The 24,461-nt window shown below is 70.6% G+C and carries 24 protein-coding genes and 2 tRNA genes; 9 read left to right on the top strand and 17 right to left on the bottom strand.

Going from position 1 to position 24,461, the window contains the following annotated elements; all coding sequences use genetic code 11:
- Nucleotides 1–948 carry a GlxA family transcriptional regulator gene (locus tag CU254_RS25485; protein ID WP_037714792.1) on the bottom strand — a complete coding sequence of 316 codons (948 nt, stop codon included), beginning with the start codon at nt 946–948 and terminating at the stop codon, nt 1–3.
- Between the two features lie 76 nt (nt 949–1,024).
- The gene (locus CU254_RS25480; RefSeq protein WP_009080681.1) at nt 1,025–1,495 is read right to left on the bottom strand and encodes a MarR family winged helix-turn-helix transcriptional regulator; all 471 of its coding nucleotides are present in this window, start codon (nt 1,493–1,495) and stop codon (nt 1,025–1,027) included.
- 95 nt (nt 1,496–1,590) lie between these two features.
- Here CU254_RS25480 and CU254_RS25475 point away from each other — a divergent pair, with 95 nt between their 5' ends.
- Nucleotides 1,591–2,418 carry an SAM-dependent methyltransferase gene (locus tag CU254_RS25475; protein WP_037717938.1) on the top strand — a complete coding sequence of 276 codons (828 nt, stop codon included), beginning with the start codon at nt 1,591–1,593 and terminating at the stop codon, nt 2,416–2,418.
- Nucleotides 2,419–2,420: 2 nt separating this feature from the next.
- Here CU254_RS25475 and CU254_RS25470 read toward each other — a convergent pair whose 3' ends face one another.
- Nucleotides 2,421–2,903: a hypothetical protein gene (locus tag CU254_RS25470; RefSeq protein WP_158688080.1), complete on the bottom strand. Its 483-nt coding sequence runs from the start codon at nt 2,901–2,903 to the stop codon at nt 2,421–2,423.
- Between the two features lie 58 nt (nt 2,904–2,961).
- Here CU254_RS25470 and CU254_RS25465 point away from each other — a divergent pair, with 58 nt between their 5' ends.
- Together CU254_RS25465 and CU254_RS25460 are read left to right on the top strand one after the other, a co-directional pair.
- The gene (locus CU254_RS25465; protein ID WP_009080675.1) at nt 2,962–3,555 is read left to right on the top strand and encodes a TetR/AcrR family transcriptional regulator; all 594 of its coding nucleotides are present in this window, start codon (nt 2,962–2,964) and stop codon (nt 3,553–3,555) included.
- A gap of 94 nt (nt 3,556–3,649) precedes the next feature.
- Nucleotides 3,650–4,060 (top strand): hypothetical protein, encoded by a 411-nt coding sequence (locus CU254_RS25460; RefSeq protein ID WP_037714789.1) that lies wholly within the window; start codon nt 3,650–3,652, stop codon nt 4,058–4,060.
- Here the strand turns inward: CU254_RS25460 and CU254_RS25455 are convergent.
- The 5 genes from CU254_RS25455 to CU254_RS25435 form a co-directional block, all read right to left on the bottom strand.
- Nucleotides 4,057–6,336, bottom strand: a complete 2,280-nt coding sequence (locus CU254_RS25455; protein ID WP_009080672.1) for a hypothetical protein — start codon at nt 6,334–6,336, stop codon at nt 4,057–4,059. The genes CU254_RS25460 and CU254_RS25455 overlap by 4 nt on opposite strands.
- A 22-nt stretch (nt 6,337–6,358) precedes the next feature.
- Nucleotides 6,359–6,431: transfer RNA gene (locus CU254_RS25450), tRNA-Asn, on the bottom strand.
- Nucleotides 6,432–6,440: 9 nt separating this feature from the next.
- Nucleotides 6,441–6,515 (bottom strand) — tRNA-Leu (locus tag CU254_RS25445).
- Nucleotides 6,516–6,586: 71 nt separating this feature from the next.
- Entirely contained in the window at nt 6,587–7,390 is an 804-nt protein-coding gene (locus CU254_RS25440; protein ID WP_009080670.1) for a hypothetical protein, read from the bottom strand.
- 53 nt (nt 7,391–7,443) lie between these two features.
- Nucleotides 7,444–8,049 (bottom strand): aldo/keto reductase, encoded by a 606-nt coding sequence (locus CU254_RS25435; protein ID WP_009080668.1) that lies wholly within the window; start codon nt 8,047–8,049, stop codon nt 7,444–7,446.
- Nucleotides 8,050–8,206: 157 nt separating this feature from the next.
- Between CU254_RS25435 and CU254_RS45030 the strand changes: the two genes are divergently transcribed.
- Both CU254_RS45030 and CU254_RS25430 read left to right on the top strand, forming a co-directional pair.
- Entirely contained in the window at nt 8,207–8,536 is a 330-nt protein-coding gene (locus tag CU254_RS45030; RefSeq protein WP_009080666.1) for a hypothetical protein, read from the top strand.
- Complete coding sequence (locus CU254_RS25430) at nt 8,478–8,612, top strand: hypothetical protein (RefSeq protein ID WP_353611804.1); 135 nt, start codon at nt 8,478–8,480, stop codon at nt 8,610–8,612. Before CU254_RS45030 ends, CU254_RS25430 begins: the two co-directional genes overlap by 59 nt.
- A 33-nt stretch (nt 8,613–8,645) precedes the next feature.
- On the opposite strand, the gene mmsB is transcribed toward CU254_RS25430, so the two are convergent.
- The 8 genes from mmsB to CU254_RS25390 all read right to left on the bottom strand — a co-directional run bounded on the left by mmsB (nt 8,646) and on the right by CU254_RS25390 (nt 18,635).
- Nucleotides 8,646–9,887: a multiple monosaccharide ABC transporter permease gene (mmsB, locus tag CU254_RS25425; protein ID WP_009080664.1), complete on the bottom strand. Its 1,242-nt coding sequence runs from the start codon at nt 9,885–9,887 to the stop codon at nt 8,646–8,648.
- Nucleotides 9,884–11,404, bottom strand: coding sequence for a multiple monosaccharide ABC transporter ATP-binding protein (gene mmsA, locus CU254_RS25420; RefSeq protein ID WP_009080663.1), 1,521 nt, complete (start codon nt 11,402–11,404; stop codon nt 9,884–9,886). Before mmsA ends, mmsB begins: the two co-directional genes overlap by 4 nt.
- Nucleotides 11,401–12,507 (bottom strand): multiple monosaccharide ABC transporter substrate-binding protein, encoded by a 1,107-nt coding sequence (gene chvE, locus CU254_RS25415; RefSeq protein ID WP_009080661.1) that lies wholly within the window; start codon nt 12,505–12,507, stop codon nt 11,401–11,403. The genes mmsA and chvE overlap by 4 nt, the downstream gene beginning before the upstream one ends.
- Nucleotides 12,508–12,524: 17 nt before the next feature.
- Complete coding sequence (gene araA / locus CU254_RS25410; protein WP_009080659.1) at nt 12,525–14,030, bottom strand: L-arabinose isomerase; 1,506 nt, start codon at nt 14,028–14,030, stop codon at nt 12,525–12,527.
- 26 nt (nt 14,031–14,056) lie between these two features.
- On the bottom strand, nt 14,057–14,734 hold the full coding sequence (locus tag CU254_RS25405) for an L-ribulose-5-phosphate 4-epimerase (RefSeq protein ID WP_009080657.1): 678 nt from the start codon (nt 14,732–14,734) through the stop codon (nt 14,057–14,059).
- Nucleotides 14,734–16,404: a ribulokinase gene (gene araB / locus CU254_RS25400; RefSeq protein WP_037714787.1), complete on the bottom strand. Its 1,671-nt coding sequence runs from the start codon at nt 16,402–16,404 to the stop codon at nt 14,734–14,736. Before araB ends, CU254_RS25405 begins: the two co-directional genes overlap by 1 nt.
- 105 nt (nt 16,405–16,509) lie before the next feature.
- Entirely contained in the window at nt 16,510–17,526 is a 1,017-nt protein-coding gene (locus CU254_RS25395; protein WP_009080654.1) for a LacI family DNA-binding transcriptional regulator, read from the bottom strand.
- 134 nt (nt 17,527–17,660) lie between these two features.
- Nucleotides 17,661–18,635 carry a helix-turn-helix transcriptional regulator gene (locus CU254_RS25390; protein ID WP_009080652.1) on the bottom strand — a complete coding sequence of 325 codons (975 nt, stop codon included), beginning with the start codon at nt 18,633–18,635 and terminating at the stop codon, nt 17,661–17,663.
- 157 nt (nt 18,636–18,792) lie between these two features.
- Between CU254_RS25390 and CU254_RS25385 the strand changes: the two genes are divergently transcribed.
- Complete coding sequence (locus tag CU254_RS25385; RefSeq protein WP_009080650.1) at nt 18,793–19,965, top strand: glycosyltransferase; 1,173 nt, start codon at nt 18,793–18,795, stop codon at nt 19,963–19,965.
- Between the two features lie 6 nt (nt 19,966–19,971).
- Here the strand turns inward: CU254_RS25385 and CU254_RS25380 are convergent, their stop codons facing one another.
- On the bottom strand, nt 19,972–20,766 hold the full coding sequence (locus CU254_RS25380) for an IclR family transcriptional regulator (RefSeq protein WP_009080648.1): 795 nt from the start codon (nt 20,764–20,766) through the stop codon (nt 19,972–19,974).
- Between the two features lie 97 nt (nt 20,767–20,863).
- Here CU254_RS25380 and CU254_RS25375 point away from each other — a divergent pair, with 97 nt between their 5' ends.
- The 3 genes from CU254_RS25375 to CU254_RS25365 are packed head-to-tail and all read left to right on the top strand — an operon-like array spanning nt 20,864 to nt 24,437.
- Nucleotides 20,864–21,814 carry a DUF1177 domain-containing protein gene (locus CU254_RS25375; protein WP_009080646.1) on the top strand — a complete coding sequence of 317 codons (951 nt, stop codon included), beginning with the start codon at nt 20,864–20,866 and terminating at the stop codon, nt 21,812–21,814.
- Nucleotides 21,811–23,151, top strand: a complete 1,341-nt coding sequence (locus tag CU254_RS25370; RefSeq protein WP_009080644.1) for a cytosine permease — start codon at nt 21,811–21,813, stop codon at nt 23,149–23,151. Before CU254_RS25375 ends, CU254_RS25370 begins: the two co-directional genes overlap by 4 nt.
- The gene (locus CU254_RS25365; RefSeq protein ID WP_009080643.1) at nt 23,148–24,437 is read left to right on the top strand and encodes a M20/M25/M40 family metallo-hydrolase; all 1,290 of its coding nucleotides are present in this window, start codon (nt 23,148–23,150) and stop codon (nt 24,435–24,437) included. Before CU254_RS25370 ends, CU254_RS25365 begins: the two co-directional genes overlap by 4 nt.
- Nucleotides 24,438–24,461 lie beyond the last annotated feature (24 nt).

The following is a 24,461-nucleotide window of genomic DNA, read 5'->3' as shown; positions in this document are numbered from 1 at the left end:
TTACGAGTGCGCGAACCGCTGGCGGTACGCGGTCGGGGTGATGCCAAGGACTTGGACGAACAGGCGGCGCATGCTTTCGGCGGACCCGAAACCGCACCGGCGGGCGACGGTCTCCACTCCGGCGTCGCACGATTCGAGCAGGACGCGGGCGGCCTCGACGCGGATCCGGGCGACGTACTGGCCCGGCGTGACCCCGAGTTCCTGCTGGAACAGCCGGGTCAGCTGACGCACGCTCACCCTCGCGCGCGCGGCCATGCCGGACAGCGTGTGGTCGCCCGCCGGTTCGGCCGCGACCGAGTCGAGCACGACCCGCAGCGCCGGGGTTTTCGGCACCGGAACGTCGCTCCAGACACTGAACTGCGACTGTCCGCCGGGACGGCGCAGGAACACGACCAGCTGCCGCGCGGCGTCCCGGGCGACGTCCGGCCCGAGGTCCTCCTCGACCAATGCGAGCGCCAGGTCGATGCCGGCGGTCACCCCGGCCGAGGTGACGATCCGGCCGTCGCGCGTGTAAATGGCGTCCGGACGCACGGCGACGCCGGGAAACCGCGCGGCGAGTTCGGCGCACATCGCCCAGTGCGTGGTGGCCTGCCGTCCCTCCAGCAATCCGGCCTCCGCCAACAGGAACGCGCCGGTGCACACCGACGCGACGCGGCGCGCGGTCTCGCCGAGCCGCCGGATTCCGTCGAGCAGGTCCGGTGCCGTTTCGTCGGCCTGGCCGGGCGGGGGTCCGGGGACGAGCACCGTGTCGACCGGTCCGTCTATATCGGACAGTGCACAATCGACACTCAGCACCACCCCGGTGTCCGAGCGCACCGGCCGTCCGTCCACAGAGGCGAGACGCACCCGGTAGCCGCCCGCGCCGTCGAGCACCTGGACCGGTCCCGCGAGATCGAGCAGCACCACGTCGGCGCACACCGCTACGACGATCTCGCGCTTGTCTGCCATATCCCCACTCTTGTCCCCGGATCCCGGTGGCCACAAGGACAACCAGCCCACAGATCCGGCCAGGCCGGCTGGTTTCTCACTCCCTTTCCCGTCGGGCGTCGTCGCTCTGCAGCACGACGACCAGACGGGCGAGTTCGGCGCGGAAACCTTCCGGATCGGCCAGGACTTCCCACGCCCGGCGGGAATCCCGGCCGGGAGCGGCGCGGTGCGCGCGCCGCCCGGCGGCGGTGATCGAGACGAGCACCCGGCGGGCGTCGGCCGGATCCCGTTCGCGGCGCACGAGCCCGTGCCGGAGCAGCCGGTCGACGGTGCGGCTCGTCGTCTGCGCCTGCACCCGGCAGCGGCGGGCCAGTTCGGCCTGGCCGAGCGCGCCGTCCCGCAGGACGTGCAGCACGACGAAACCGGCGTGGTTGAGCCCCGTTTCCGCCAGTTCGGCGTCGAACGCGTTCTGCAGCAACCGCGCCGCGGTGGCCAGCAACCGGCCCAGCGGCCATTCGTCCGGCGGCAGCGCGGCGTCCGGTTCGACGGGGTTTTCGTTACGGGGCATGGCGGACCCGCCCGGAGCGCTGGTACGGTTCGGAAATCATCAGCATGCTGCCGATTATCCGCGGCGGCGGATTCCCTGTCGAACCGGAGGCCGGAATGCCCGAAACCGACGTCCCGTCCGGGGTCGGCCGGACCGCGCTGGCGATCGCCCGCGGCCGGGCGGCCGAGCAGCTGCGGCCGGACCGCCTGTTCAGCGATCCGTGGGCCGCGGCGTTCCTCGACGGCGACGTCGGCCCCGAGACCGGGCCCGGATCGGAGTTCATGGCGGGTTATTTCGCGCTGCGGACCCGGTTCTTCGACGACTATCTGCGCACTGCGGTCGCGGCGGGTTGCCGCCAGGTCGTCCTGCTGGCGGCCGGTCTCGACACCCGGGCGTTCCGGCTGCCCTGGCCCGCCGACACCCGGCTGTTCGAACTCGACCTGCCGGACACCGTGCGGTTCAAGGAAAAAGTCCTGACCACCCGGGGCGCGGAACCCGCCTGTGCGCGAGAAGTGGTGCCGGTCGACCTGCGCGACGACTGGTCCGCCGCTTTGCTCCGGCAGGGTTTCCGCCCGGACCGGCCGACCGCGTGGCTCGCCGAAGGACTGCTCGTCTATCTCACCGAAAGCGAGAACGACGCGCTGCTCGCCGCGGTCAGCGCGCTGTCCGCGCCCGGCAGTCACTTCGGCGCGGAACACATCAACCCCGACACGCTCACCTTGCCGCCCTTCCAGCCCGCACTGGCCGCGTTCGCTCGGATCGGCGCACCGTGGCGGTCCGCGGTCGCCGATCCCCGGCAGTGGCTGGCCCGCCACGGCTGGCAGGCGCGGATCACCGATCCCGCGGAATTGGCTCGCAGCCTGGATCGTCCAGTGCCGCCAGCGATGGATCCGGCCACAGTGGACACTGCGCGGCTGTGGCTCATCGAGGCGACCCGGGGCTGAGTTCAGCCGTCTTGCGCGGCGCGCCGCAGCAGACGGGACATCAGAGCGTGGTGCACGGGCACGGCAAGCGACCACAACGCGGCGGCCGGTCGCCGGTCGAAACGCACGAAGGTGGTCCACCGCACCCGCGTGCCGCGCAGTTCAACGACATTGCGCGCGGTCAGCAGCCACGAGCGGGCCTCGAGCACAGCCGCCTGCTCGGTCGAACTCACGAGCGCCCAACCCAGCACGTGCGTCGGCGAGTCCTTCGGGCCCATCCGCAGGCCGAGCCCGGCCCGCCACGCGAATCGCAGAAAGCCGCGTACCAGCCGCGGCGCCTGTTCCCACCCCGCCCGCGCCCATTGCTCAGGCGAGCGGAGACCGGGTGCCGGGTCGCTGAATTCGAACCCGCCGGCGTAACCGGCGGAAGGCAGCGCGCCGACGGTGTCCGTCGGCTCCAGGACGATGCGCCGAACCTGCACGGGGACCTCGCTGTTAGTAGACACGTATCTACTAACGGGACCGTACGGGCGTGGTAGACAGGTGTCAACTAGAGTGGGACGCATGCCGCCGCGTCGCCGACTCGATCCAGCCCAGCGCCGCGCCGAGCTCCTCGAGGTCGCCGCCCGGGAGTTCGCGGCCAAGCCCTACGACGCGGTGCAGATGGAGCAGATCGCCGAGCAGGCCGGGGTTTCGCGGGCGCTGCTCTACCGGCACTTCCACGCCAAACACGACCTGTTCGCGGCGGTGTACCGGCAGGCGGCCGACCGGTTGCTCGCGGACACCGAACCGGACCCGGACGTCCCGCTGACCGAGCAGATCGCCCTCGGCCTGGAGGTCCATTTCGACTACTTCCTGGCCAACCGCAACACCGTCCTCGCGGCGAACCGCACCCTGGCCGGCGATCCGGTGGTCCAGGCGGCGATCACCGACGAACTGACCGTGCTGCGGCAGCGGCTGGTCGACGCCTCGGGGCTCACCGGGCACGCGGGGGAGTTGCTGTCCGCCGCGCTGACCGGGTGGCTGCAGTTCGTCCGGGTACTGTGCGTGGAATGGCTGCTGACCGACGCCATGTCGCGGGCGGAACTGCGTGACCTGTGCGTCGGCGCGCTGACGGGGGCGCTGGAGAAGATCACCGGCGAGGCGGGGCGAGGCTGATGAGAGGGCGAAGAGCTTCCGTTCCGGTTCATCTCCCGCGCGGCGCGCGAGGTCCGGTCCGAGAGCGGATTCCAGACTGTGAATGAGGAAGTGCGTGCCCGGCGAGATCAGACGCAGTAAGCACGTCACCGCGCTCGGTGCGGTCAGCCTGGGGTACCTCGGCTCCGCGGTGCCGGAGGTGGGGTACGCGTTCGGGTCGGTCAAGGTGCCGTGGAGCCAGGTCTGCTTCGTCCGAGAGCGCGGCAACCGGATCGAGATCGGGTTGGAAAGCCGGAGCATCTTGTGGGAGTTCGACCATCTCGAACTGCTGGCCGCGCTGTCCCGACGCTATCGGGCGCGCGCCGGGGAGAACGAGAGGCGGTTGACTGCCGCGGTCGAAGCCAGCCGCTCGGGTGACCGCGCCAGTGCCCAGAGCGGCGGGAAGGGGTTCGACAAGAGCTTCCTGGTTTTCGCGTTGGCGCCCTTGTCGATCCCGCTCACGCTCTGGGATATGGCAACCTTCTAGCCGCGCGCCGTCGCAAGCTCCGGCAAGCACCAGTGACTTCCTGTGGTCCAGCCGAGAAACCGTCGTCCCGTTCCGCCGTCCACCCGGCCTTCCGAAGTGAACCGGCCGCCTTCCACCACATGCGCCAAGCCGTCGACTGCCGGAGCGAAGCGTTCGGCCAGGCCTGCTCGCGCCACCTGTTCGGCGAGCTGACCCAGCAGAGCGCGCTGGGTGTCGACGTCGCAGAAGCTCAAGAAAAACAGCGCCTGACGCCAAGCGTAGGCCGCGTTCTTGACCCCCTGCAGCGCCGCGTGGTAGTGGTCCGTGCGGGTCGCCAACCGGGTCACCGCCCAGGTCAGCGACTCGGCGGCCAGTGCCGGCGCGGATGCCCGCAGCCGGGGTTCAAGATCCAGCGTGTGCACCAGAACTGCCAGGTTCTGCGTCGTGAGAATCTGGCTCTGCTCCAGGACCGTGCCGTTCTTGGCGACCGAATAGAGCTTCCGCACCGGCTGCGCTTCGGCGGCTCGGGCCGCGCACACGTCGGCGAAGTCGTCGGCGGTGCGTTTCGCGAGCGCGCGGAACCGGCGCGGGGGCTCGGTGGACGGCCACGATTCCGGCAGGTCGTAGTAGCGGGCGTAGAGCGTGCCCGCCATCGTGCGGCTCGCGAGTTCCGCCGCCGTGCGCCATTTCGCGGTGAACCGGCCCATGAAGATGTCCGCGGCGACCTCTTCGACCAGCGGCATCGGCAGTCCGGCCTGCTTCGCCAGCGCACCGAGTTCGCGCACCAGCGTGTTCGGCAAGATCGCCTGCGGGAACGCGCTCAGCGCCAGCAGCACTGTCTGGGCCAGCGTCTGGCGGGCCGCGCGGGAGGCGTCCGGGCGTCGCTCGCGCAGCGGGTCGACGGCCTGGACCCAGGGCAGTTCCTCGATCCGGACCTGCTGTTCCAGGTCGAGCAGCAGCAGGCCGCGCCGGCGGCGGAAGGCCGCGTAGGTCTGGGCGTAGAGCGTCGCCAGCTGCTCGTCGGCGAAGTTCGCGGCCAGCAACTGCGCGGTGATCTGCGGCAGGACCGTCGCGAGGACGTCGGCCGAGGTGATCACGTTCCGCGCGACCAGTTCCTCGATCGGCGCCTCCAGCGCGCGGGCGACCTTGGCGACCAGGTGAGCCGGTGCGTCCTCGGCGACCGGTTCGAGCGAGGGCAGTCCGCCGTCCGCCGGGAAGCGGTCCAGCCGCTCGGCGAGCGCGGCCGCGAGTTCGGCGTGGGTGGGCCGCGCGGCGACCTCCGCCTGCAGCGCGCGCAGCGCCGCCCGCGGTTCCGAACCTGGCTCGCCGTGCTTGGTGATCGTGTTCGCCAGGGCACGGCGGACCCAGCCGACGTCGCGGCCGGTCAGTTCCGCGCTGTCGTGCTCGCACGCCAGCAACGCACGGTGCAGCCGCGCGAAGTTGCTCTTCGGGTGGAGGTGCGCGGTCGACGCGGTGTGCTCGACGCTCGCGGTCGCGTAATCCGCCAGCCACTCGGCGCGGCGCTGCTTCCAGTCGGCAGGCCAGGTACGGCACGGCCAGCCGCCGGCGACGCCGGTTTCGGCCAGCCGCGGCAGTGCGCCTTCGACGGTGTCGCACCACAGTTCGACGAGTCGGTCGAACAGCGGGTGCCATACCTGCAGGGTTTCCAGCATCGCCGCGATCGCGGGCTGAGTGCGCGCCGACCGCAGCGATTCCCGGACTTCGCCGACGGTGCTCAGCCGCACCAGCGCGCCGGACGGCCGCGGCGCCGAGCCGGGCAGCGGGGCCAGGCGCAGGCGGTGCATGAACGGACGAAGCTCGAAGACCAGGTCGAGCGCGGCTTCGGCGTGCCCGTGCTCCAGCAGCCACGCGACGACCGGCAGCGCGGCGTCCTCCGGGACCTCGATCCGGTACGACTCGGCGGCCAGCATCGCGCGCAGCGCGGAGAGCCCGGCGTCGGTGAGATACCAGAGGTTGAGCCGTTCGCGGTCCGTCGTGCCCGGTCCGTCCGCGCACAGGGCCGCCTCGGCGGGCGAAAGCGGGACCTCGGCGAGGTAACGGCCGGTGGCGAATCCGCCGTGCACGACTTCGAGGGTCACCCACGCCGGAGTGTCCTCGACCGGAACCCGCGAGCCGATCCGCAGGCCGCCGGTGGCCATGCCGGTCAGGACGTCCTGCCACTGGCTCGCTTTCGCCGCCGCCCGCCGGCGGGTCGCCCGGTCCTTCGCGGACAGGGCGGTGCGCACAGCCCGGCGGAGCTGCCCGTAGGCGTACTCCGGCGACGCGGTGTGTCCCATGTGGATTCCCCCTGGTGTCAAGACTTGGAGGCAGGATTCGAACCTGCGCCCTCCCGGAGAACAGCCGGGTGTTCTGCCTGCTGAACTACTCCAAGACGCGGGGATGGACATGGAGGCAGGATTCGAACCCGCGCCCTCCCGGTCCTGAGCCGGGCGATCTGCCGCTGATCTACTCCATGGTGTTTCCCGCGGCGGAAAGCTTAGGCCGTCGCGGGACCGAGCCGCCACTGATTTCCGGGAGGGGCCCGCCTCAGCGTTCGCCGGGCTTGCCCGGGACGGAGCAAGCCGGTGGTGCGCCAGCGGCGAAATGCACGCCAAGCAGCGCCTTCGCCCGCGCGAATTCGGCGAGCGTGAACGGCAGCGGCGGACGGCGGACTTCGAGCAGTTCCCCAGGCCGCCCGTGCAGCAGCATGGTGGTTCCGGTCACGCGCTCGTCCCGTGGGCGGCCCCCGGTTTTCCGCTGGACCGTGCAGGACGGGCCGAGCATCGCGGCGAGGAGAGAACACACGTCGGCCCCGGAGTCGGTGGCTTGCGCGGCGATGGCGAGCATCCGAGTCGGGAGGTCGACGAGGTCGTGCGCGTCCGCCCGGACGACCCAGACGTTTTCGCCGCCGCTGGAGCGGGCCGCTTCGACGATGTCCGCGCCGGTGGTGCCTTCCGGGGCGCGGAGGAGGAATTCGTCCACGGCGCCGTCGGGCGCGGCGAGGACTTGCATGGACGCGATGTCGTAGCGGTGGGCGGCCAGGGTGGCGGTGAGGGCGGCGAGGCTTCCGGGGACGTCGCGCACGGTCGCGCGGAGGCGCCATTCGATCGCGGCCCCCTGCCCGGGCGGGGAGGTGCGCGGCGGCCGGTGGCTCCAGCGGTGCCGCAGCGTGGCGGCGGCGAGGAAAAGCACGCCCAGCGCGAACATCAGCACGGGCGCGACGCGATTGTTCGAGAGGGTGCTGACGAACAGGTCGGCGATCCCGGTGGCGAAGAACAGCGCCGCCAGTTCGACCAGTTCCCGGTTGACCGAACGCTTCCGGCGCGTGCTCGGTGTCTCGGATGCTGTCATGCCCTCCAGCGTCGCGGCGTCCGTTTACCGCCGGGGTCGAGTCCTGTCACGATTCAGTTAACCGGCCCGGGCGGCGGCGTCCACACCAAGCGCGGATCGGTCTGCACGAAGCTGCCCAGCAGCTGGTCCACGCGCATCAGCACGTCCAGGTCGAGCCGGACGCCCGCGGCCTTCGCGTTTTCGGTGACCTGCTCCGGCGTGCTCGCTCCCGCGATCGCCGACGCGACGGTTTCGTGCTGCAGGGTCCACGCGAGCGCGAGCTGGGCCATGGTCAGCCCCGCGTCGTCCGCGACGCCGCGCAGCAGTTCCACCCGGTCCACCAGTTCCGGGTACCGCAGCGGCCGAGCGTACGCCGGTCCGGTCGCGCGCGAGCCGGGCGGGACGGCGCCGTGGGCGTATTTCCCGGTCAGGACGCCTTGGGCCAGCGGGACCGCGGCGAACTGGCCGATGCCGAGCCGGTCGGACACCGGGATCACCTGCGCCTCCGCCACGCGCCACAGCATCGAGTAGTGCGCCTGGTTCGAGATCAGCGGCACGTCGTAGCGCGCGGCCGCCTCGGCTGCCTGTGTCAGCTGCTCCGCCGTCCACTCCGCGGTGCCGACGTAGCGCACTTTGCCTTGCCGCACCAGGTCCGAGAGAGCCAGGAACGTTTCCGCCACCGGTGTTTTGCAGCAGCCGCCGCAGCGAGCGCTCCAGGGACGCGATCACGTGTTTGCGGCTCCGCCCGGAGTCGTTGGGGCCGGGGCCTTCGGGCCAGAACACCCCGGTGCACAGGATCAGGTCGTCGCGGCGCGTGCCGGTGAATCGACCGCCTTCGTGACTTACGTCCGCGCCTTGGAAGCGATGATCCGGCTCGATCCGCGCTGCGCCGAACTCGCCGCGGAGGCGGGCGACACGTTCCAGAAGCTCGGGGAGGTCCGGCGCGAGCTGCATCCGCGGTACATCCAGGGGGTCGCGCTCGCCTACCTCGGCGAGCTGGAGGAGTCGCGTCGGGTGCTGCACCGGGCGGTCGAGCTGAGCCGCGCGTGCGGCGACCACTCTGCTCGCTTTCCTTACCACGAGCGGCAGTGCGCCGGAGTTCGCCGGGATCCTCGGCGTGCATCCGCAGACGGCCCGCAACCGGTTGCGGAACGCCCTCTTCGGTGACCGGCTGCACGATCCGGATGCGCGGTTCGGCCTAGAGATCTCGTTGCGGGCGCGCAAGCTCCGCCCAGCCGGGTAAGCGGCCGGCGGGACGACGCCCACCGGCCGCCGGTCAGCGGGCGGCGGCTCCGGCGCGGCGTTTGGTCCAGATGTCGTACGCGACCGCCGCGAGCAGGACCGCGCCTTTGACGAGCATGACGCGTTCGCTGGGCGCCCCGATCAGCGACATCCCGTTGTTGATCACCGCCATGATCAGGCCGCCGGTGATGGCTCCGACGACCTTGCCGACGCCGCCTTGCACCGCGGCGCCGCCGATGAACGCCGCGGCGATGGCGTCGAGTTCGAAGTTGACGCCCGCCGTGGGACCGGCCTGGTTGAGCCGCCCGGCGAAGATGATCCCGGCCAGCGCCGCGAGGACGCCCATGTTGACGAAGACCCAGAACGTCACCGATTTGACCTTGACCCCGGACAGGGTCGCGGCCTGCAGGTTCCCGCCGATGGCGTAGATGTGCCTGCCGAACACGGATTTCCCGGCGACGAGGGAGTAGCCGAGCACGAGCACGGCGAGCAGGACGAGGACCCACGGCAGGTTCCGGAACCGGGCCAGCTGCACGACCACCGCGAGCACCAGCGCGGCGGCGACGGCGATCTTGAGCACGAACAGCGGGAACGGGTCGACCTCCTGCCCGTAGCCGAGGCGCGCGACGCGTTTGCGCCATTGCGTGAGCACGATCCCGGCGACCACGACGACTCCGGCGAGGAGGCTGACGAGGTCCGCGCCGCCGAGCGGGCCCAAGCCGATGTTGCCGAGGTAACCGCCGGTGAAGCCGTTCGACAGGGTGCGGATGGCGTCCGGGAAGGGGCCGATGCCCTGGTTGCCGAGCACGGTGAGGGTGAGCGCGCGGAAGGCGAGCATCCCGGCCAGCGTCACGATGAAGGCGGGGATGCCGAAGTAGGCGACCCAATACCCCTGCCAGGCGCCGATCACCGCGCCGACGACGAGGGTGAGCACGACCGCCAGCGGCCAGGGCAGCCCGAGGTTCACCGTGAGGACCGCGGCGACCGCGCCGGTCATCGCCACGACCGACCCCGCGGAGAGGTCGATGTGCCCGGAGATGATCACCAGGATCATCCCGATGGCGAGGATCAGCACGTAGGAGTTCTGCACGATGATGTTCGAGATGTTCTGCGGTTCGAGCAGCGCGCCGCCGGTGATCGCCTCGAACAGGATCACGATCAGCGCGAACGCGACGTAGATGCCGCTTTGCCGCAGGTTGATCGAGATCCGCCGGGGGCTGCGCCCGGCGGGCGGGGCGGCCGGATCGGCGGGCCGCACGGGGTTCGCGGTGGTCATGGCCGTTCCTTCGTCATGTGTCGCATGAGCAGTTCCTGGGTGGCGTCGGCCCGGGCGACCTCGCCGGTGATCCGGCCCGCGGACAGCGTGTAGATGCGGTCGCACAGGCCGAGCAGTTCGGGGAGTTCCGAGGAGATGACGAGGACCGCTTTCCCCTGCGCGGCCATCTCGTTGACGATCGTGTAGATCTCGTATTTCGCGCCGACGTCGATGCCGCGGGTCGGCTCGTCGAGGATGAGCACGTCCGGATCGGTGAAAAGCCACTTGGCCAGCACGACTTTCTGCTGGTTCCCGCCGGACAGCTTGCCGGTGACGCTGCGCACCGACGGCGCCTTGATCCGGAGGTCGCGGTGGAACCGGGTCGCGACGTCGTGTTCGGTGTGCTCGTTCACCCAGCCGCGGCGGGACATGCTGGGCAGCCCGGCCGCCGACGTGTTGCGCTGGATGTCGTCGATCAGGTTGAGCCCGTACCGTTTCCGGTCCTCGGTGGCGTAGGCGAGGCCGTTGCGGATGGCGTCGCGGACCGACCGCAGCGTGATCTCCTTGCCGTCCTTGACCAGCCTGCCCGAGATGTTCGTGCCGTACGACCGGCCGAAGACGCTCATCGCGAGTTCGGTGCGGCCCGCGCCCATCAGCCCGGCGAGCCCGACGATCTCGCCGCGGCGCAGCGTCAGGTTCGCCCCGTCCACCACGACCCGGCCGGGCTGGCTCGGGCTGTGCACGGTCCAGTCCTCGATCCGGAGCACCTCGTCGCCGATGTCCGGTTCCCGCGGCGGGAACCGGTGCTCGAGGTCGCGCCCGACCATGCCGGTGATGATGCGTTCCTCGCTCAGCCCGGCAGCGCTGAGCGTTTCGATCGTCTTGCCGTCGCGCAGGATCGTGACGGTGTCGGCGATCGCGGTGACCTCGCCGAGCTTGTGCGAGATGATCACGCACGTGACGCCGTCGTCGCGAAGTTCGCGCAGCAGCGCGAGCAGATGAGCCGAATCGTCGTCGTTGAGCGCGGCCGTCGGCTCGTCGAGGATGAGCAGTTTGACGCGTTTGGACAGGGCTTTGGCGATCTCGACCAGCTGCTGTTTGCCCACGCCGAGTTCGCTGACCGGCGTGACCGCGTTCTCCCGCAGCCCGACCCGGCGCAGCAGGTCGGCGGCCTCGTGGTTGGTCCGGTTCCAGTCGACCCAGCCGCGTTTGGCCCGTTCGTTGCCCAGGAAGATGTTCTCGGCGATCGAAAGCTGCGCGCACAGCGCGAGTTCCTGGTGGATGATCACGATGCCGCGGCGTTCGCTGTCCCGGATCGACCCGAACGCGCAGGCCTGGCCGTCGAAGGTGATCTCCCCGGTGTAGCTGCCGTGCGGGTGGACGCCGGACAGGATTTTCATCAGGGTGGATTTCCCGGCGCCGTTCTCTCCGCACACGGCGTGGATTTCCCCGCGCCGCACGGAGAGCGTGACGTCGGACAGCGCGGTGACGCCGGGGAAGGTCTTGGTGATCCCGCGCATGCCGAGCAGTTCGGTCATTTCAGCTGGCCCGCCGTGTAGTAGCCGGAGTCGAGCAGTTCCTTCTGGTAGTTGGACTTGTCGACGACGACCGGCTGCAGCAGCTGGGCCGGGACGACCTTCTTGCCGTTGTCGTAGTCGGTGGTGTTGTTGACCGCGGGCTGCTGTCCTTTGAGGACGGAGTCGGCCATCTTCACCGTGACGTCGGCGAGCTTGCGGGTGTCCTTGAACACGGTGGAGTACTGCTCGCCCGCGATGATCGACTTGACCGAGGCGACTTCGGCGTCCTGTCCGGTGACGACCGGGTAGGGCTGTCCGGCGGAACCGTAGCCGTTGCTCTTGAGCGCGGACAGAATCCCGATCGACAGGCCGTCGTAGGGGGAGAGCACGCCCTGGACCTTCGCGCCGCCGGTGTAGGTCTTGGTGAGCAGGTCTTCCATGCGGCGCTGCGCGGTCGCCGGGTCCCAGCGCAGGATCGCGGTCGGCGCGAAGTCGACCTGGCCGCTCTTCACGATCAGCTTCTTGCTGGCGATCAACGGCTTGAGCACCGACATGGCGCCGTTGTAGAAGAAGGTCGCGTTGTTGTCGTCGGGCGATCCGCCGAACAGCTCGATGTTGAACGGACCTGGTCCGTCGCCGAGTCCCTTGAGCAGGGAGTTCGCCTGTTCTACGCCGACCTTGAAATTGTCGAAGGTGGCGTAGTAGTCGACGGCGGTCGAATTGCGGATGAGCCGGTCGTAGGCGATCACCGGGACCTTGCGGTCGGCGGCCTCCTGCAGCTGGGTGGTGAGCGCGGTGCCGTCGATCGAGGCGACGATCAGCAGTTTCGCGCCCTTGGTCAGCTGGTTCTCGATCTGGTTGACCTGGGTGGGGATGTCGTTCTCGGCGTACTGCAGGTCGACCTGGTAGCCGAGCTTTTCCAGCGCGGCCTTGATGTTGTCGCCGTCGTGGATCCAGCGTTCGGACGATTTGGTCGGCATCGTCACGCCGACCAGCGCGCCGGCGGACCCGCCCGCCTGCTGGTCGACCGTTTTCGCGCTGGACCCGCAGGCGGCGGCGCCGAACGCGAGCACGGCGACCCCGGCCGCGGCGGCGACGGCGCGGATTCCTCGAATGAACCTCATTGTTCGTTCTCCTTCTTTCAGAAACCCTGGGCGAGCCGGTGGTAGGCCTGGTTCCAGCGGATGCGGTCGGCGAAGTCGGCGGTGGTGGTCGTTTCGTCGATGAGAAGCAGTTCGACGTCGAGCATGCGCGCGAAATCCCGCACGGTCTCGGTGCCGACCGCCTGCGTGAGCACGGTGTGGTGCGGGCCGCCCGCGGTGATCCACGCTTCCGCGGACGTGGTGAGCGACGGCGCCGGCTTCCACACGGCGCGGGCCACGGGCAGGTTCGGCAGCGGCTCGTCGGGCGGGACGACCTCGATCTCGTTGGCCACCAGCCGGAACCGGTCGCCGAGGTCGGTCAGGCCCAGCACCGCGCCGCGGCCGGGGGCGGCGTCGAAGACCAAGCGGACCGGGTCCTCGCGGCCGCCGATACCGAGCGGGTGGATTTCGCACGAGGGGCGGTCCGCGGCGATGCTCGGGCACACCTCCAGCATGTGCGCGCCGAGGATTTTCGCTTCGCCGGGACCGAAATGGTAGGTGTAATCCTCCATGAAGGACGTTCCGCGCGCCGAACCTCGGCCCATCGCCTTCACGGCGGCCAGCAGCGCGGACGTCTTCCAGTCGCCCTCGCCGCCGAAGCCGTAGCCGTCGGCCATCAGCCGCTGCACGGCCAAGCCCGGCAGCTGGCGAAGTCCGCCGAGATCCTCGAAATTCGTGGTGAACGCACCGAATCCGCCTTCGCCGAGGAAGGACCGAAGACCGAGTTCGATCCGCGCGGCATACCGGAGCGATTCATGCCGTTCCCCGTCGCGGGCCAGTTCCGGGACGAGCGCGTACTCGTCGGCGTACTGCGCGACCAGGCTGTCGACGTCCGCGTCGGAGGCCGCGTCGACCCGGTCGGCGAGTTCGGTGACGCCGTAGGTGTTGACCGAGACGCCGAACCGCAGCTCGGCCTCGACCTTGTCGCCTTCGGTGACCGCGACGTCGCGCATGTTGTCGCCGAACCGGGCCAGTTTCAAGGTCCGCAGGTGCGCCGCGCCGATCGCCGCCCGGGCCCAGGCGTCGATGCGGGCGACCACCGCCGGATCGGCCGCGTGCCCGGCGACGGTCTTGCGCGGGATCCCGAGGCGGGTCTGGACGAACCCGAACTCCCGGTCGCCGTGCGCGGCCTGGTTGAGGTTCATGTAGTCCATGTCGAGACTCGCCCACGGCAGCGTCGCGTCGAGTTGGGTGTGCAGGTGCAGCAACGGTTTGCGCAGCGCGTCCAGGCCGCCGATCCACATTTTCGCCGGGCTGAACGTGTGCATCCACGCGACGACCCCGACGCACGCGGGGTCGGCGTTGGCCTCCTGCAGCACCTGCCGGATCCCGGCGGACTCGGTCAGCACCGGTTTCCCGACCAGCTCGCACGGCAGCCCGCCGGAACCGGCCAGCAGCTGCCGGATCCGCAGCGACTGCCCGGCGACCTGGTCGAGGGTCTCCTCGCCGTAGAGCGCCTGGCTGCCGGTGAGGAACCACACCTGCGGCTTGGTCGCGGAAATCATCTGTTCTCCTTGCTGGCTAAGGGGTTTCAACGCTGCCCGTAGACGTTCTGGTAGCGCGCGTGCAGCCGGTCGACGTCGGTTCGCGACAGCGGGACGGGCGTGCCGAGCTGGTGTGCGATGTGGACAGTGCGGGCCACGTCCTCGACCATCACCGCGGCCTTCACCGCGTCTCGCGCCGTGGCGCCGACGGTGAACGGGCCGTGGTTGCGCATCAGGACCGCGGGGGAGCGGGTCGCGCGCAGGGTTTCGACGAGGCCGCGGCCGATCGAGTCGTCGCCGATCAGCGCGAACGGGCCGACCGGGATCTCGCCGCCGAACTCGTCGGCGATCATCGTGAGCACGCACGGGATCGGCTCGCCGCGCGCGGCCCACGCGGTGGCATAGGTCGAATGCGTGTGCACGACCCCGCCGACCTCGGGCAGGTGCCGGTAGACGTAGGCGTGCGCGGCGGTGTCGGACGACGGTGCGAGTTCGCCGTGCACGAGCTTGCCGTGCAGGTCGGTGACGACCATCGTGTCGGCGCTCAGGTCGTCATAGGACACTCCGGACGGCTTGATCACCATCAGGTCCTCGCCGGGCACCCGCGCTGAAACGTTGCCCGCGGTCCAGACGACCAGCTCGTTGCGCGTCAGCTCGCTGTGCAGCCGCGCGACGGATTCCCTCAGCTCCGCGATAGTCCCGCGCGCCTGGGCGGTCAGCGTCATCAGTTCTGTCCTTTCGCGACAGTGGCCAGTTCGCGCCGGCGCGCGGCGAGACGGTGCAACACGTCATTGCCGCCGCGGCCGAAATAGTCGTGCAGCGCGGTGTATTCCGCGTACAGCTCGTCGTAGGCCGACACATTCGCCAGCACCGGCTGGTATGCCATGCGCTGGACCGACCCCATCGCCGCCGCGGCCGCGCGCACGTCGGGGTAAGCGCCGGCGGCGACCGCGGCGTGGATGGCCGAGCCGAGCGCGGGTCCTTGCGCCGAGCCGATCACCGAAAGCGGGAGGCCGGTGACGCCGGCGTAGATCTGCATCAGCAACGGGTTCTTCGTCAGTCCGCCCGCGACGATCAGTTCGGTGACCGGAACCCCGGCGGCCTCGAACGTTTCGATGATCTTGCGCGTGCCGAACGCGGTGGCCTCCAGCAGCGCCCGGTAAACGTGCTCGGGCCGCGTGCTCAGGGTCTGCCCGACGAGGACCCCGGACAGTTCGTGGTCGACCAGGACCGACCGGTTGCCGCTGTGCCAGTCGAGCGCGACCAGTCCGTGCTCGCCGATCTCCTGCCGGGCCGCGAGCCGGGTCAGGAATTCGTGGAGGCCTTCGGTTCCCGCGGCGGCCGAATAGGACGCCGGGACGCAGTGGTCGACGAACCAGCCGAAGATGTCGCCCACGCCGCTCTGACCCGCTTCGTAGCCCCAGAGCCCGGGGACGATGCCGCCGTCGACGACCCCGCACATGCCCGGGACCTCGCGCAGATCGGCGCCGTTCATGACGTGGCACGTCGACGTGCCCATGATCGCGACCATCTGGCCCGGCTCGACCGCCTGCGCGGCCGGGGCGGTGACGTGCGCGTCGACGTTCCCGACCGCGACCGCGATCCCGGCGGGCAGCCCGGTCCAGGCCGCGGCTTCCGTGCCGAGCTTCCCGGCGAGCGAGCCCAGCTGGCCGATCGGATGGTCGAGTTTGTCGTCCACAAAGGACTCGAACCCCGGGTGGAGGCCGGCGAGGAACTCTCGGCCCGGGTACCGGCCGTCCTGGTAGATCCCCTTGTACCCGGCCGTGCAGGCATTGCGGACGTAGGTGCCGGTGAGCTGCCAGACGATCCAGTCGGCCGCCTCGACCCAATGCCGCATGGCCCGGTAGACCTCGGGGGCTTCCTCGAACAGCTGCAGTGCCTTGGCGAATTCCCATTCGGACGAGATCAGCCCGCCGTACCGCGGCAGCCACGGTTCGCCGCGTTCGCGGGCCGCGGCGTTGATGCGGTCGGCCTGCGGTTGCGCGGCGTGATGCCGCCACAGCTTCACGTAGGCGTGCGGATTGCCCGCGAACTCCGGCAGTTCGCACAGGGGAGTGCCGTCTTCGGTAGTCGGGATCATCGTGCAGGCGGTGAAATCCGTGCCGATCCCGATCACGTCCCGCGGATCGGCGCCCGCGTCGGCCAGGGCGGCGGGGACGGCGGTGCGCAGGACGTCCACGTAATCCGACGGAACCTGCAATGCCCAGCCTGGCGGAAGCTCTTCGGCGGTGGCCGGAAGCCGGTCGTCGACGACGCCGTGCCGGTACTCGGTCACGGCGCTGCCCAGTTCGGCGCCGTCGCGCACCCGGACCACCACCGCGCGCCCGGACAGCGTGCCGAAGTCGATGCCGACGACGAGGGAATCTGCTGGCACTGGAGGGATTTCCTTCCGGATTCCGCGCCGCGCGACGGGGTGCCGCTCGACTGTTAGCGCTAACATTCGCGGGCTGCTCAGAGGGGTCCGGCGCGGCGGGCGCCGTTACCGGGGCCCGGTGCTGTCCCGGACGATCAGATCGGGGGCGACGAAGTGGCGGATGTCGGGGTCGCCGCCGTCCATGCGTTCGACGAGCAAGCGGAACGTCCGCCGTCCGACCTCGATGAAGTCCTGCCGGACGGTGGTCAGCGGCGGGCTGAAGTACGCCGCCTCGGGCACGTCGTCGAACCCGGCCACGCGGACCTGGCCGGGCACCGAAATGCCCGCCTCGGCGAACGCGCGCAGCACGCCCAAGGCCATCTGGTCGTTGGCGACGAACACCGCGTCCGGCCGCCCTTCGGCGACCAGGCGGCGTCCCGCGTCATAGCCGGAACGAGGGCTCCAGTCCCCGCGCAACGGCGGCGGAACCGGCGCGCCGCGCCGTTCGAGCGCTTCCCGCCAGCCGCGTTCGCGCTCCAGCGATTCCAGCCAGTCCTCCGGTCCGGCGACGTGCCACACGGTTTCGTGCCCGAGCGACAGCAGGTGCTCGGTCACCCGGCGCGCCCCGTCGTACTGGTCGACCGAAATCACCGGCACCGGAACGAATTCCCCGCCGCCGACCGCGACCATCGGGATGTCGTCGGGCACCTGCCGCAGTGCCTCGCCCGCGGCGACGTGCGGCGCGATCACCACGATCCCGCCGACCGCCTGCCGCCGCAGATTGTCCACCGCCTCGGCGAAAGTCGACCGCCGCGGCCGGCTGACACTGGAAATCGTGACGCCGTAGCCCTCTTCGCGGGCGGCGTGCTCGATCCCGTACAGCGTGCTGGCCGGACCGTACAAATTGGACTCCAGCGCGACGACGCCGAGAATGTTCGACCGCCCGGTCGCCAACGTCCGGGCCGCCGAGTTGGGCCGGTAGCCCAGCTGCTCCACCGCGGCGAGCACCCGGGCCCGCGTCTCTGCGCGCACGGTCCCGGTGTCGTTCACGACGCGCGAGACCGTCATGTGCGAAACGCCCGCCATCGCGGCCACCTCGGCAAGCCCGGGCTGGCGTTTGGCTGACGAACCGTCGGTGGGCATCCCCGCACCTCCTCGCTGAAGCTCGCGGCGTGAGCATGGCAATGTTAGCGATAACAGGCAGCCGGTCAAGCCCTTGTCGGCAACTGGTTGCCGGACTGTTGCGAGCGACCGCGCGCCCGTCGACCGGTGAGCGTTCAGCCGGTGATCGCGGCGACGAGCTCGTCCCGGCCGCTGGCCGCGGTCTTGCGGAAGACTGCTTTCAGGTGCTCGTTGACGGTGTGCACCGACAGATCGAGCCTGCGGGCGATCTGCTTGGCCGCCGCGCCGTCGCACAGGTGCTGGACGACCTGGCGCTCGCGGGGAGTGAGGCGGTACCAGTCGCAGAACGACGGCAGCAGCCGCTTGCCGGTGCAGGCTTCGATGACGACGGCCACGTCGCCGGAACCGTCGTCGAAAGGCTGCGTGTGACAGCTGATCCAGCGGCCGTGACTGGCGGCGGGCGCGGTCAGCACCGGGCGGCGGGCCCGGGGATCGGCCAGGTGCCGGCGGGTTTGCAGGGACAACCCGGCCAAGTGCGCGGCATCGGTGAAATCCGGGGTGCGGCGGCTGGCTCGCAGGCGTTCCCGCCAGGCGAGCGCTTGCGGGGTCGCGGCGCGCAGCCGGTGATCCGGCCCGACGATGAGCACCCCGGGCGCCAGCATCGGGATCTGGGGCGCCAGCGGTCCCGCGGTGACGTACCAGCGCAGCACGCGAGCGAGCGCCGGGCCCAGCCGCGCCGCCCGGCGTGCGTCCTCGTCGTCGAACCGCCTGCCGCCGTGGGAGCGCAACAATTCCAACGAACCCCAGCTGCCGCGGCGGTCCCGGATCTGGACCAGCAGTGCACTGCCGACGCCGTACCCGTCGTACAGCGCCGGAGCCGACGGCGAGCGCTCGCAGGCGTACGCACGGTGCAGCAGGGCCAGTCCGAGGTCGGGGTCGAACTTGTGCCAGAAGCTGAAGGCCGCCGGTCCGAACTCGGCGGCCGGGCTGGTCGCCGCTACCCGGAGCGCGTCGTGCGGCACCAGCGGGGCCAGCGCACGGGACAGCGCTTCTCCGACCGCGTCCGAGCCCTCGTTGTGCCGGACAGCCTCGTGCACTTCGCTCAGCGAACACTCCACCGTCCCGCCCATACGCCAAGCATGGTCGTCCAGTGCCGGACCGGCAACGACGTTTGTCCTCCCCCTAATTCCTGGTATGCCCCGGCACCGCGGACGCGTGCCAGCCTGAGCGCAGCGCAGGTTACGTCGGCAATGGCCGGCCGCGAACGAACTCTGGAGGACTCACCACATGCGCGTGCTGCTGACCGGTTTGCCGATTCGCTCCCACCTCGTACCGGCGGTGGTCCCGGTGGCGAACGCGCTACGGCGGGCCGGGCACGAGGTCGCGATCGCCACCGGCAGTGCGATGCGTGCGGAGCTCGAGCGGCTCGGCGTGCCGGTGCTGGTGTTGCCGGATGTCCTTGCTCCCGAAGAGATTCCGGCGAGAACGCCCGGTCCCGGGTCGTCGGTGGACGCGGTGCGCGGGTGGCGGCCGGAGATCTCCGGCCCGCTCAGCGTTCCGCTGTTCGACGAACGGATGACCGCCGCCTTCACCGCGAACCTGCTCGACGCCGCGAAGCCGTGGCGGCCGGACCTCATCGTCCGGGAGACCAACGAATACGGCGGTTTCCTGGCCGCGGAGATGCTCGGCGCCGACCTGGCGGTGCTCGACATCGCACCGCTGATCGTGCGGCTGGTGCCGGATCTCGTCAAGCGGCTCAACGCCGTGCGCGCGGAGTTCGGCCTCGCCGCGATCGATTCGCTGGCCCCGGCGTTCGGGAAAATCACCGCGGGCTTCCTGCCCGAATCGTGGTACCCGCAGGGGATGCGCACCTCCCGGCACCGCTGCTTCCGCCTCCCCGAGCAGCCCGGCGATCCGCTCGACGACGCGATCGCGAAATTGCCCGCCGACGCGCCGCTGGTGCTGATGAGTCTCGGCTCCAACGCGCACACGCTGTTGTCGTCCGAATCGCAGCTGCGGACGATCGCGGTCGAAGCCTTGGGCGCGTTGCCGATCCGCGCGGTCGTCGCGCTCGGCCACGACCCGGCGGCGTGGACCGGCCCGCGTCCGGTGAACGTGCATTTCGTTTCCTTCGTGCAGCAACGCCTGCTGCTGGGCGCGTGCGACGCCTTCCTCACGCATGCCGGATTCAGCGGGATCCGGGAAGCGCTCTCCTGCGGCGTGCCGATGGCAGCGGTGCCGTTGTTCGCCGACCAGCCCGCGAACGCCGCCCGCGTCGAAGCTCTGGGCATCGGCCTCCAGGCGGATGCCGCGGGGCTGAACCCGGACAAGCTCGCCGCGGTGCTCGGCAAGGTCCTGGCCGAGCCGTCCTACCGGCTGGCCGCGCGCGGGTTTCAACGCCGGATCCTCGCCCTGCCTTCGCTGGACCGGTTCGCCGCTGATCTCGAAGCCCTCGGCTGAGGTGCTTCACCGCCGGGGGACCGGTCGGGAAAGCCGCAATTCGATCAACTCCGCACCCCTCCGCAGGAGATCCACCCACTGCTCCGGGTCGTGCTCGAAACGGGAAGCGGACCATCCCACGGACAGGCTCCCGTACGGTTCCCCGCGCAAGAACACCGGCACCGCGAGCGTCGCCACCCCCGTGTCGTACTCGCCGGTGGTGAATGCCCAGCCCCGCGCCGCGACCTCAGCCAATTGCTCCCGCAGGACGGCGAGATCGGTGACCGTGTCCGGGGTGAACCGGGCCATCGGGCGGTCGGCGAACAGCCGGTCGCGTTCCTCCTCGGGCAGGAACGCGAAGTACGCCTTGCTGGTCGCGCCCGCGTGCGCCGGGTACAGCTCGCCGACCAGGGAATAGCCGCGCAGGCGGCCGTCCGCGCCTTCCGCGGCCAGCACGCACCGCGTGTGCGCTCCGTCGGGCAGGGACAGCAGGGCGGCGTGCCCGGTTTGGGCGGCGAGGTCGGTCAGGACCGGGACCACCAGCAGGTCCAGCGCCCCGGCCCGGTCCCACATGCGGCCGAGGTGCAGCGCGGCCGGGCCGATCCGGTACTTGCGGGTGCTGTCGTCGCGGACGAGGAAGCCGCGGTGGGCCAGCACGGCCAGGAGCCGCTGGGCGATCGACGTGTGCAGCCCGAACTCGCGCGCCACCGCGGTGACGCCCCATTCCGGGCGGGCGCGGTCGAACGCGAGCAGCACCTGCAGCGCCCGGTCCGCGGTCTGCGGCAGGCCGGGCGGGGTGGCGCGGTCGTCGGGGTCCGGCATCGGGCCATTGTGCGAATAACGGGAAATGTTTGTAAAGCCGCCGGGCTCGGACGGAATCTGGTCGGACCAATCCCCGGCGGCCCTTCAGAGGAACCACATGCTCAAACACGTCCTGGAACTGCTCGAAATCCTCGACGACCCGGCGGTGACCGGGAAAGAGGTCGTCGCCTACCTCGACGCCGTGGCCGGCGCGGACGGCAGCGGCGCGGAGATCACGACGGTGCCCGGCCCGGCCGGGAAGACCGACTTCGTCCGGGTGCGGGTGGCCGGCAGCCGCGGCCGTGCTTCGGGCGGCGACGCGCCCACGCTCGGCGTGATCGGACGGCTCGGCGGCGTGGGCGCCCGGCCGGAGGTGACCGGGTTCGTGTCCGACGGGGACGGCGCCGCCGCGGCGCTCGCCGCCGCCGCCAAACTGCTGTCCATGCGGGCTCGCGGCGACGTGCTGGCCGGCGACGTGCTGATCGGGACGCACGTGTGCCCGGACGCGCCGACCCTGCCGCACGATCCGGTGCCGTTCATGAACTCGCCGGTCGACATCGCCACGATGAACAGCTACGAGCTGTCCGACGAGATGGCCGCGGTGCTGTCGATCGACACCACCAAGGGCAACCGGGTGATCAACCACCGCGGGCTCGCCCTGTCGCCGACCGTGCGCAGCGGCTACATCCTGCGGGTCTCCGAGGGCCTCGGCGAACTGCTGGAGGCGGTGACCGGCGCGCCGCTGGTGACCTACCCGATCACCACGCAGGACATCACGCCCTACGGCAACGGCGTCTATCACCTGAACTCGATCCTCCAGCCGGCGACCGCGACGGACGCGCCGGTGGTCGGACTGGCGATCACGTCGGCGGCGACGGTGGCGGGCTGCGCGACCGGGGCCAGCCACGAAACGGACATCGCGGCCGCCGCGCGCTACGCGGTCGAGGTCGCCAAGCAGTTCGGCGCGGGCGCGCTGCACTTCCACGACGAGCCGGAATTCGCCAACCTGCAGGCCCGCTACGGCTCGATGGCGCACCTGCAGACCCTGGGCACGGAGGTGGCCGGATGAGCACCGCGACGAAACCCGCGAAGCACGCTAAAAAACGGATCGGCAACGACGACTACTCGCTGAGCCGCGTCCCCGAAAACGCCCGCTACGGCTTCGGTTCGATGCTGCTGCAGTGGCTCGCGCAGTCCGGCTCGCTGTCGCAGTTCGTGCTCGGCGCGACGCTCGGCGTGGGGATGCGGTTCTCCGACGCGTTCTGGGCGTTCACCCTCGGCGCGGTGATCCTGGAGGCGGTGATCTTCCTGATCGGCCTGGCCGGCCAGCGGGAAGGTCTCACCATGACCATGCTGACCCGGTTCACCGGGTTCGGCCGCAACGGCTCCGCGCTGGTGAGCCTCGTGATCGCGATCAGCCTGGTGGGCTGGTTCGGCGTGCAGAACGGCATCTTCGGCAAGAGCATGCACGCGCTGGTCGGCGGGCCGGTGTGGCTGTGGTGCGCGGTGTCCGGCGTGGTCCTGACGCTGCTGGTGATCTACGGCTTCAAGTACATGATGTGGCTGGCGAAGATCGCGGTGCCGCTGTTCTTTGGCCTGGTGGCGTGGAGCGTCATTTCGACCCTGTCGGACCATTCGGTGAGCGCGCTGATGTCGGCCGCGCCGACCGCCACGGCGATCTCCATCCCGGCCGCCGCGACGATCATCGCGGGCGGCTACATGACCGGCGCCGTGGTCGCCCCGGACATGACCCGGTTCAACCGCAAGGGCTGGCACGTCCTGCTGCAGAGTTCCGCGTCGATCGTGCTGTCGGAGTACATCGTCGGCATGACCGGCGTGCTGCTCGGGCACCTGGTCGGCAGCTCGGACGTCACGCACATCGTGCTGTCCACGTCGGGCTTCGTCGGGCTGATCGTGGTGGTGCTGGCGACCGCGAAGATCAACGACTGGAACCTCTACGGCTCCTCGCTGGGCGTGGTGAACTTCGTGCGGACCGTGTTCGGCCGCCCGCTGCACCGGGGCGTCGTCACGCTCGTGATCGGGATCGCCGGGACCGTGCTGTCCGCGATCGGTTTCCTGCAGCACTTCACCGCGTTCCTGTCGGTGCTCGGCGTCGCGATCCCTCCGGTGGGCGGGATCATCGTGGCCGAATACTTCCTGGTGCGCCGGCTCTCCACGCCGCTGCGGGAGACCCGCGCGGCCGGCCGCGTCCCGGCGACGATGCCGGTGTGGGTGCCCGCGACGCTCGCGGTGTGGGCGGCGGCGTTCTGCGTCGGCAAGTTCGTGCACTGGGGCATCCCCGCGCTCAACTCGCTGCTCACCGCCGCGATCCTGTACACAGTGCTGGGCCGGGCCGGGCTGATCCGGCCGGTGGGCTCGGCGGAACTGGAGGAGGTCGGCCGATGACCGGCGCACAGGACGAGGTCGTCGACCTCTGCCGGGACCTGATCCGGATCGACACGTCCAATCCGGGCGCGACCGAGCGGCCCGCCGCCGAGTACGTCGCGGAGAAACTCTCCGACGCCGGGCTCGAACCGACGCTGGTGGAAAGCGCGCCCGGCCGGGCCAGCGTGTTCGCCCGAGTGTCCGGAGTGGACTCTTCGCGGCCCGCGCTGCTCCTGCACGGGCACCTGGACGTGGTGCCCGCCGACGCCGCCGAGTGGAGCGTCCCGCCGTTCTCCGGCGAGATCGCCGACGGCATGCTGTGGGGCCGTGGCGCGATCGACATGAAGGACTTCGACGCGGCGATCCTCGCGCTGGCAAGGCAATTCGGCCGCGGCGGCGAGAAACCGCCGCGGGACCTCGTGTTCGGTTTCCTCGCCGACGAGGAGGGCGGCGGGAAGTTCGGCTCGCACTGGCTGGCCGAACACCGCCCGGACCTGTTCGACGGCGTGGGCGAGGCGATCACCGAGGGCGGCGGGGTGTCGTTCGACCTCGGCAACGGCAGCCGGCTGTACCCGATCGAATGCGCGCAGCGCGGACAGGCGTGGCTGCGCCTGGTCGCCACCGGCCGGGCCGGGCACGGCTCCTCGCCGAACGACGAGAACGCGGTCACCGACCTCGCCGAATCGCTCGCCCGGATCGGACGGCACCGTTTCCCGGTCCGGCTGATCGAACCGGTGCGGGCGCTGCTGGAACGCGCGGCGGAGCTGCTCGGCGTCCCGTTCGATCCGTCCGATGTGGACGGAAGCCTGGCGCGGATGGGCCGCGTGGGCGAGCTGGTGAACGTGATCCTGCGCAATTCCGCCAATCCCACCATGATCTCCGGCGGTTACCAGGTCAACGTCATCCCCGGCCGGGCCACCGCCGCGGTCGACGGCCGGTTCCTGCCCGGGTACGAACAGGAACTGCTGGACACGATCGACGAACTGCTGCTGCCGTCGGTGCGCCGCGAGTTCATCCACCGGGACATCGCGATGGAAAGCGGCTTCGACGGTCCGTTGGTGGACGCGATGTGCGCGGCCGTCACCGCGGAGGACCCGGACGGCCACCCCACGCCGTACTGCAACGCCGGCGGCACCGACAACAAGGCGCTGTCCGGGCTCGGCATCCGCGGCTTCGGGTTCAAAGCCCTGCGCGTCCCGCCGGAACTGCCCTACAACCGGCTGTTCCACGGCGTGGACGAGCGGGTGCCGCTGGAGTCGCTGCGGTTCTCCGTCCGGGTACTGGACCGGCTGCTGCGCACGTGCTGAACAATGGCGGGGGAAACCGAGGAG

The sequence above is a fragment of the Amycolatopsis sp. AA4 genome, assembly GCF_002796545.1.
GTDB lineage: Bacteria > Actinomycetota > Actinomycetes > Mycobacteriales > Pseudonocardiaceae > Amycolatopsis.
This window is presented reverse-complemented; position numbering and strand designations above follow the sequence as displayed.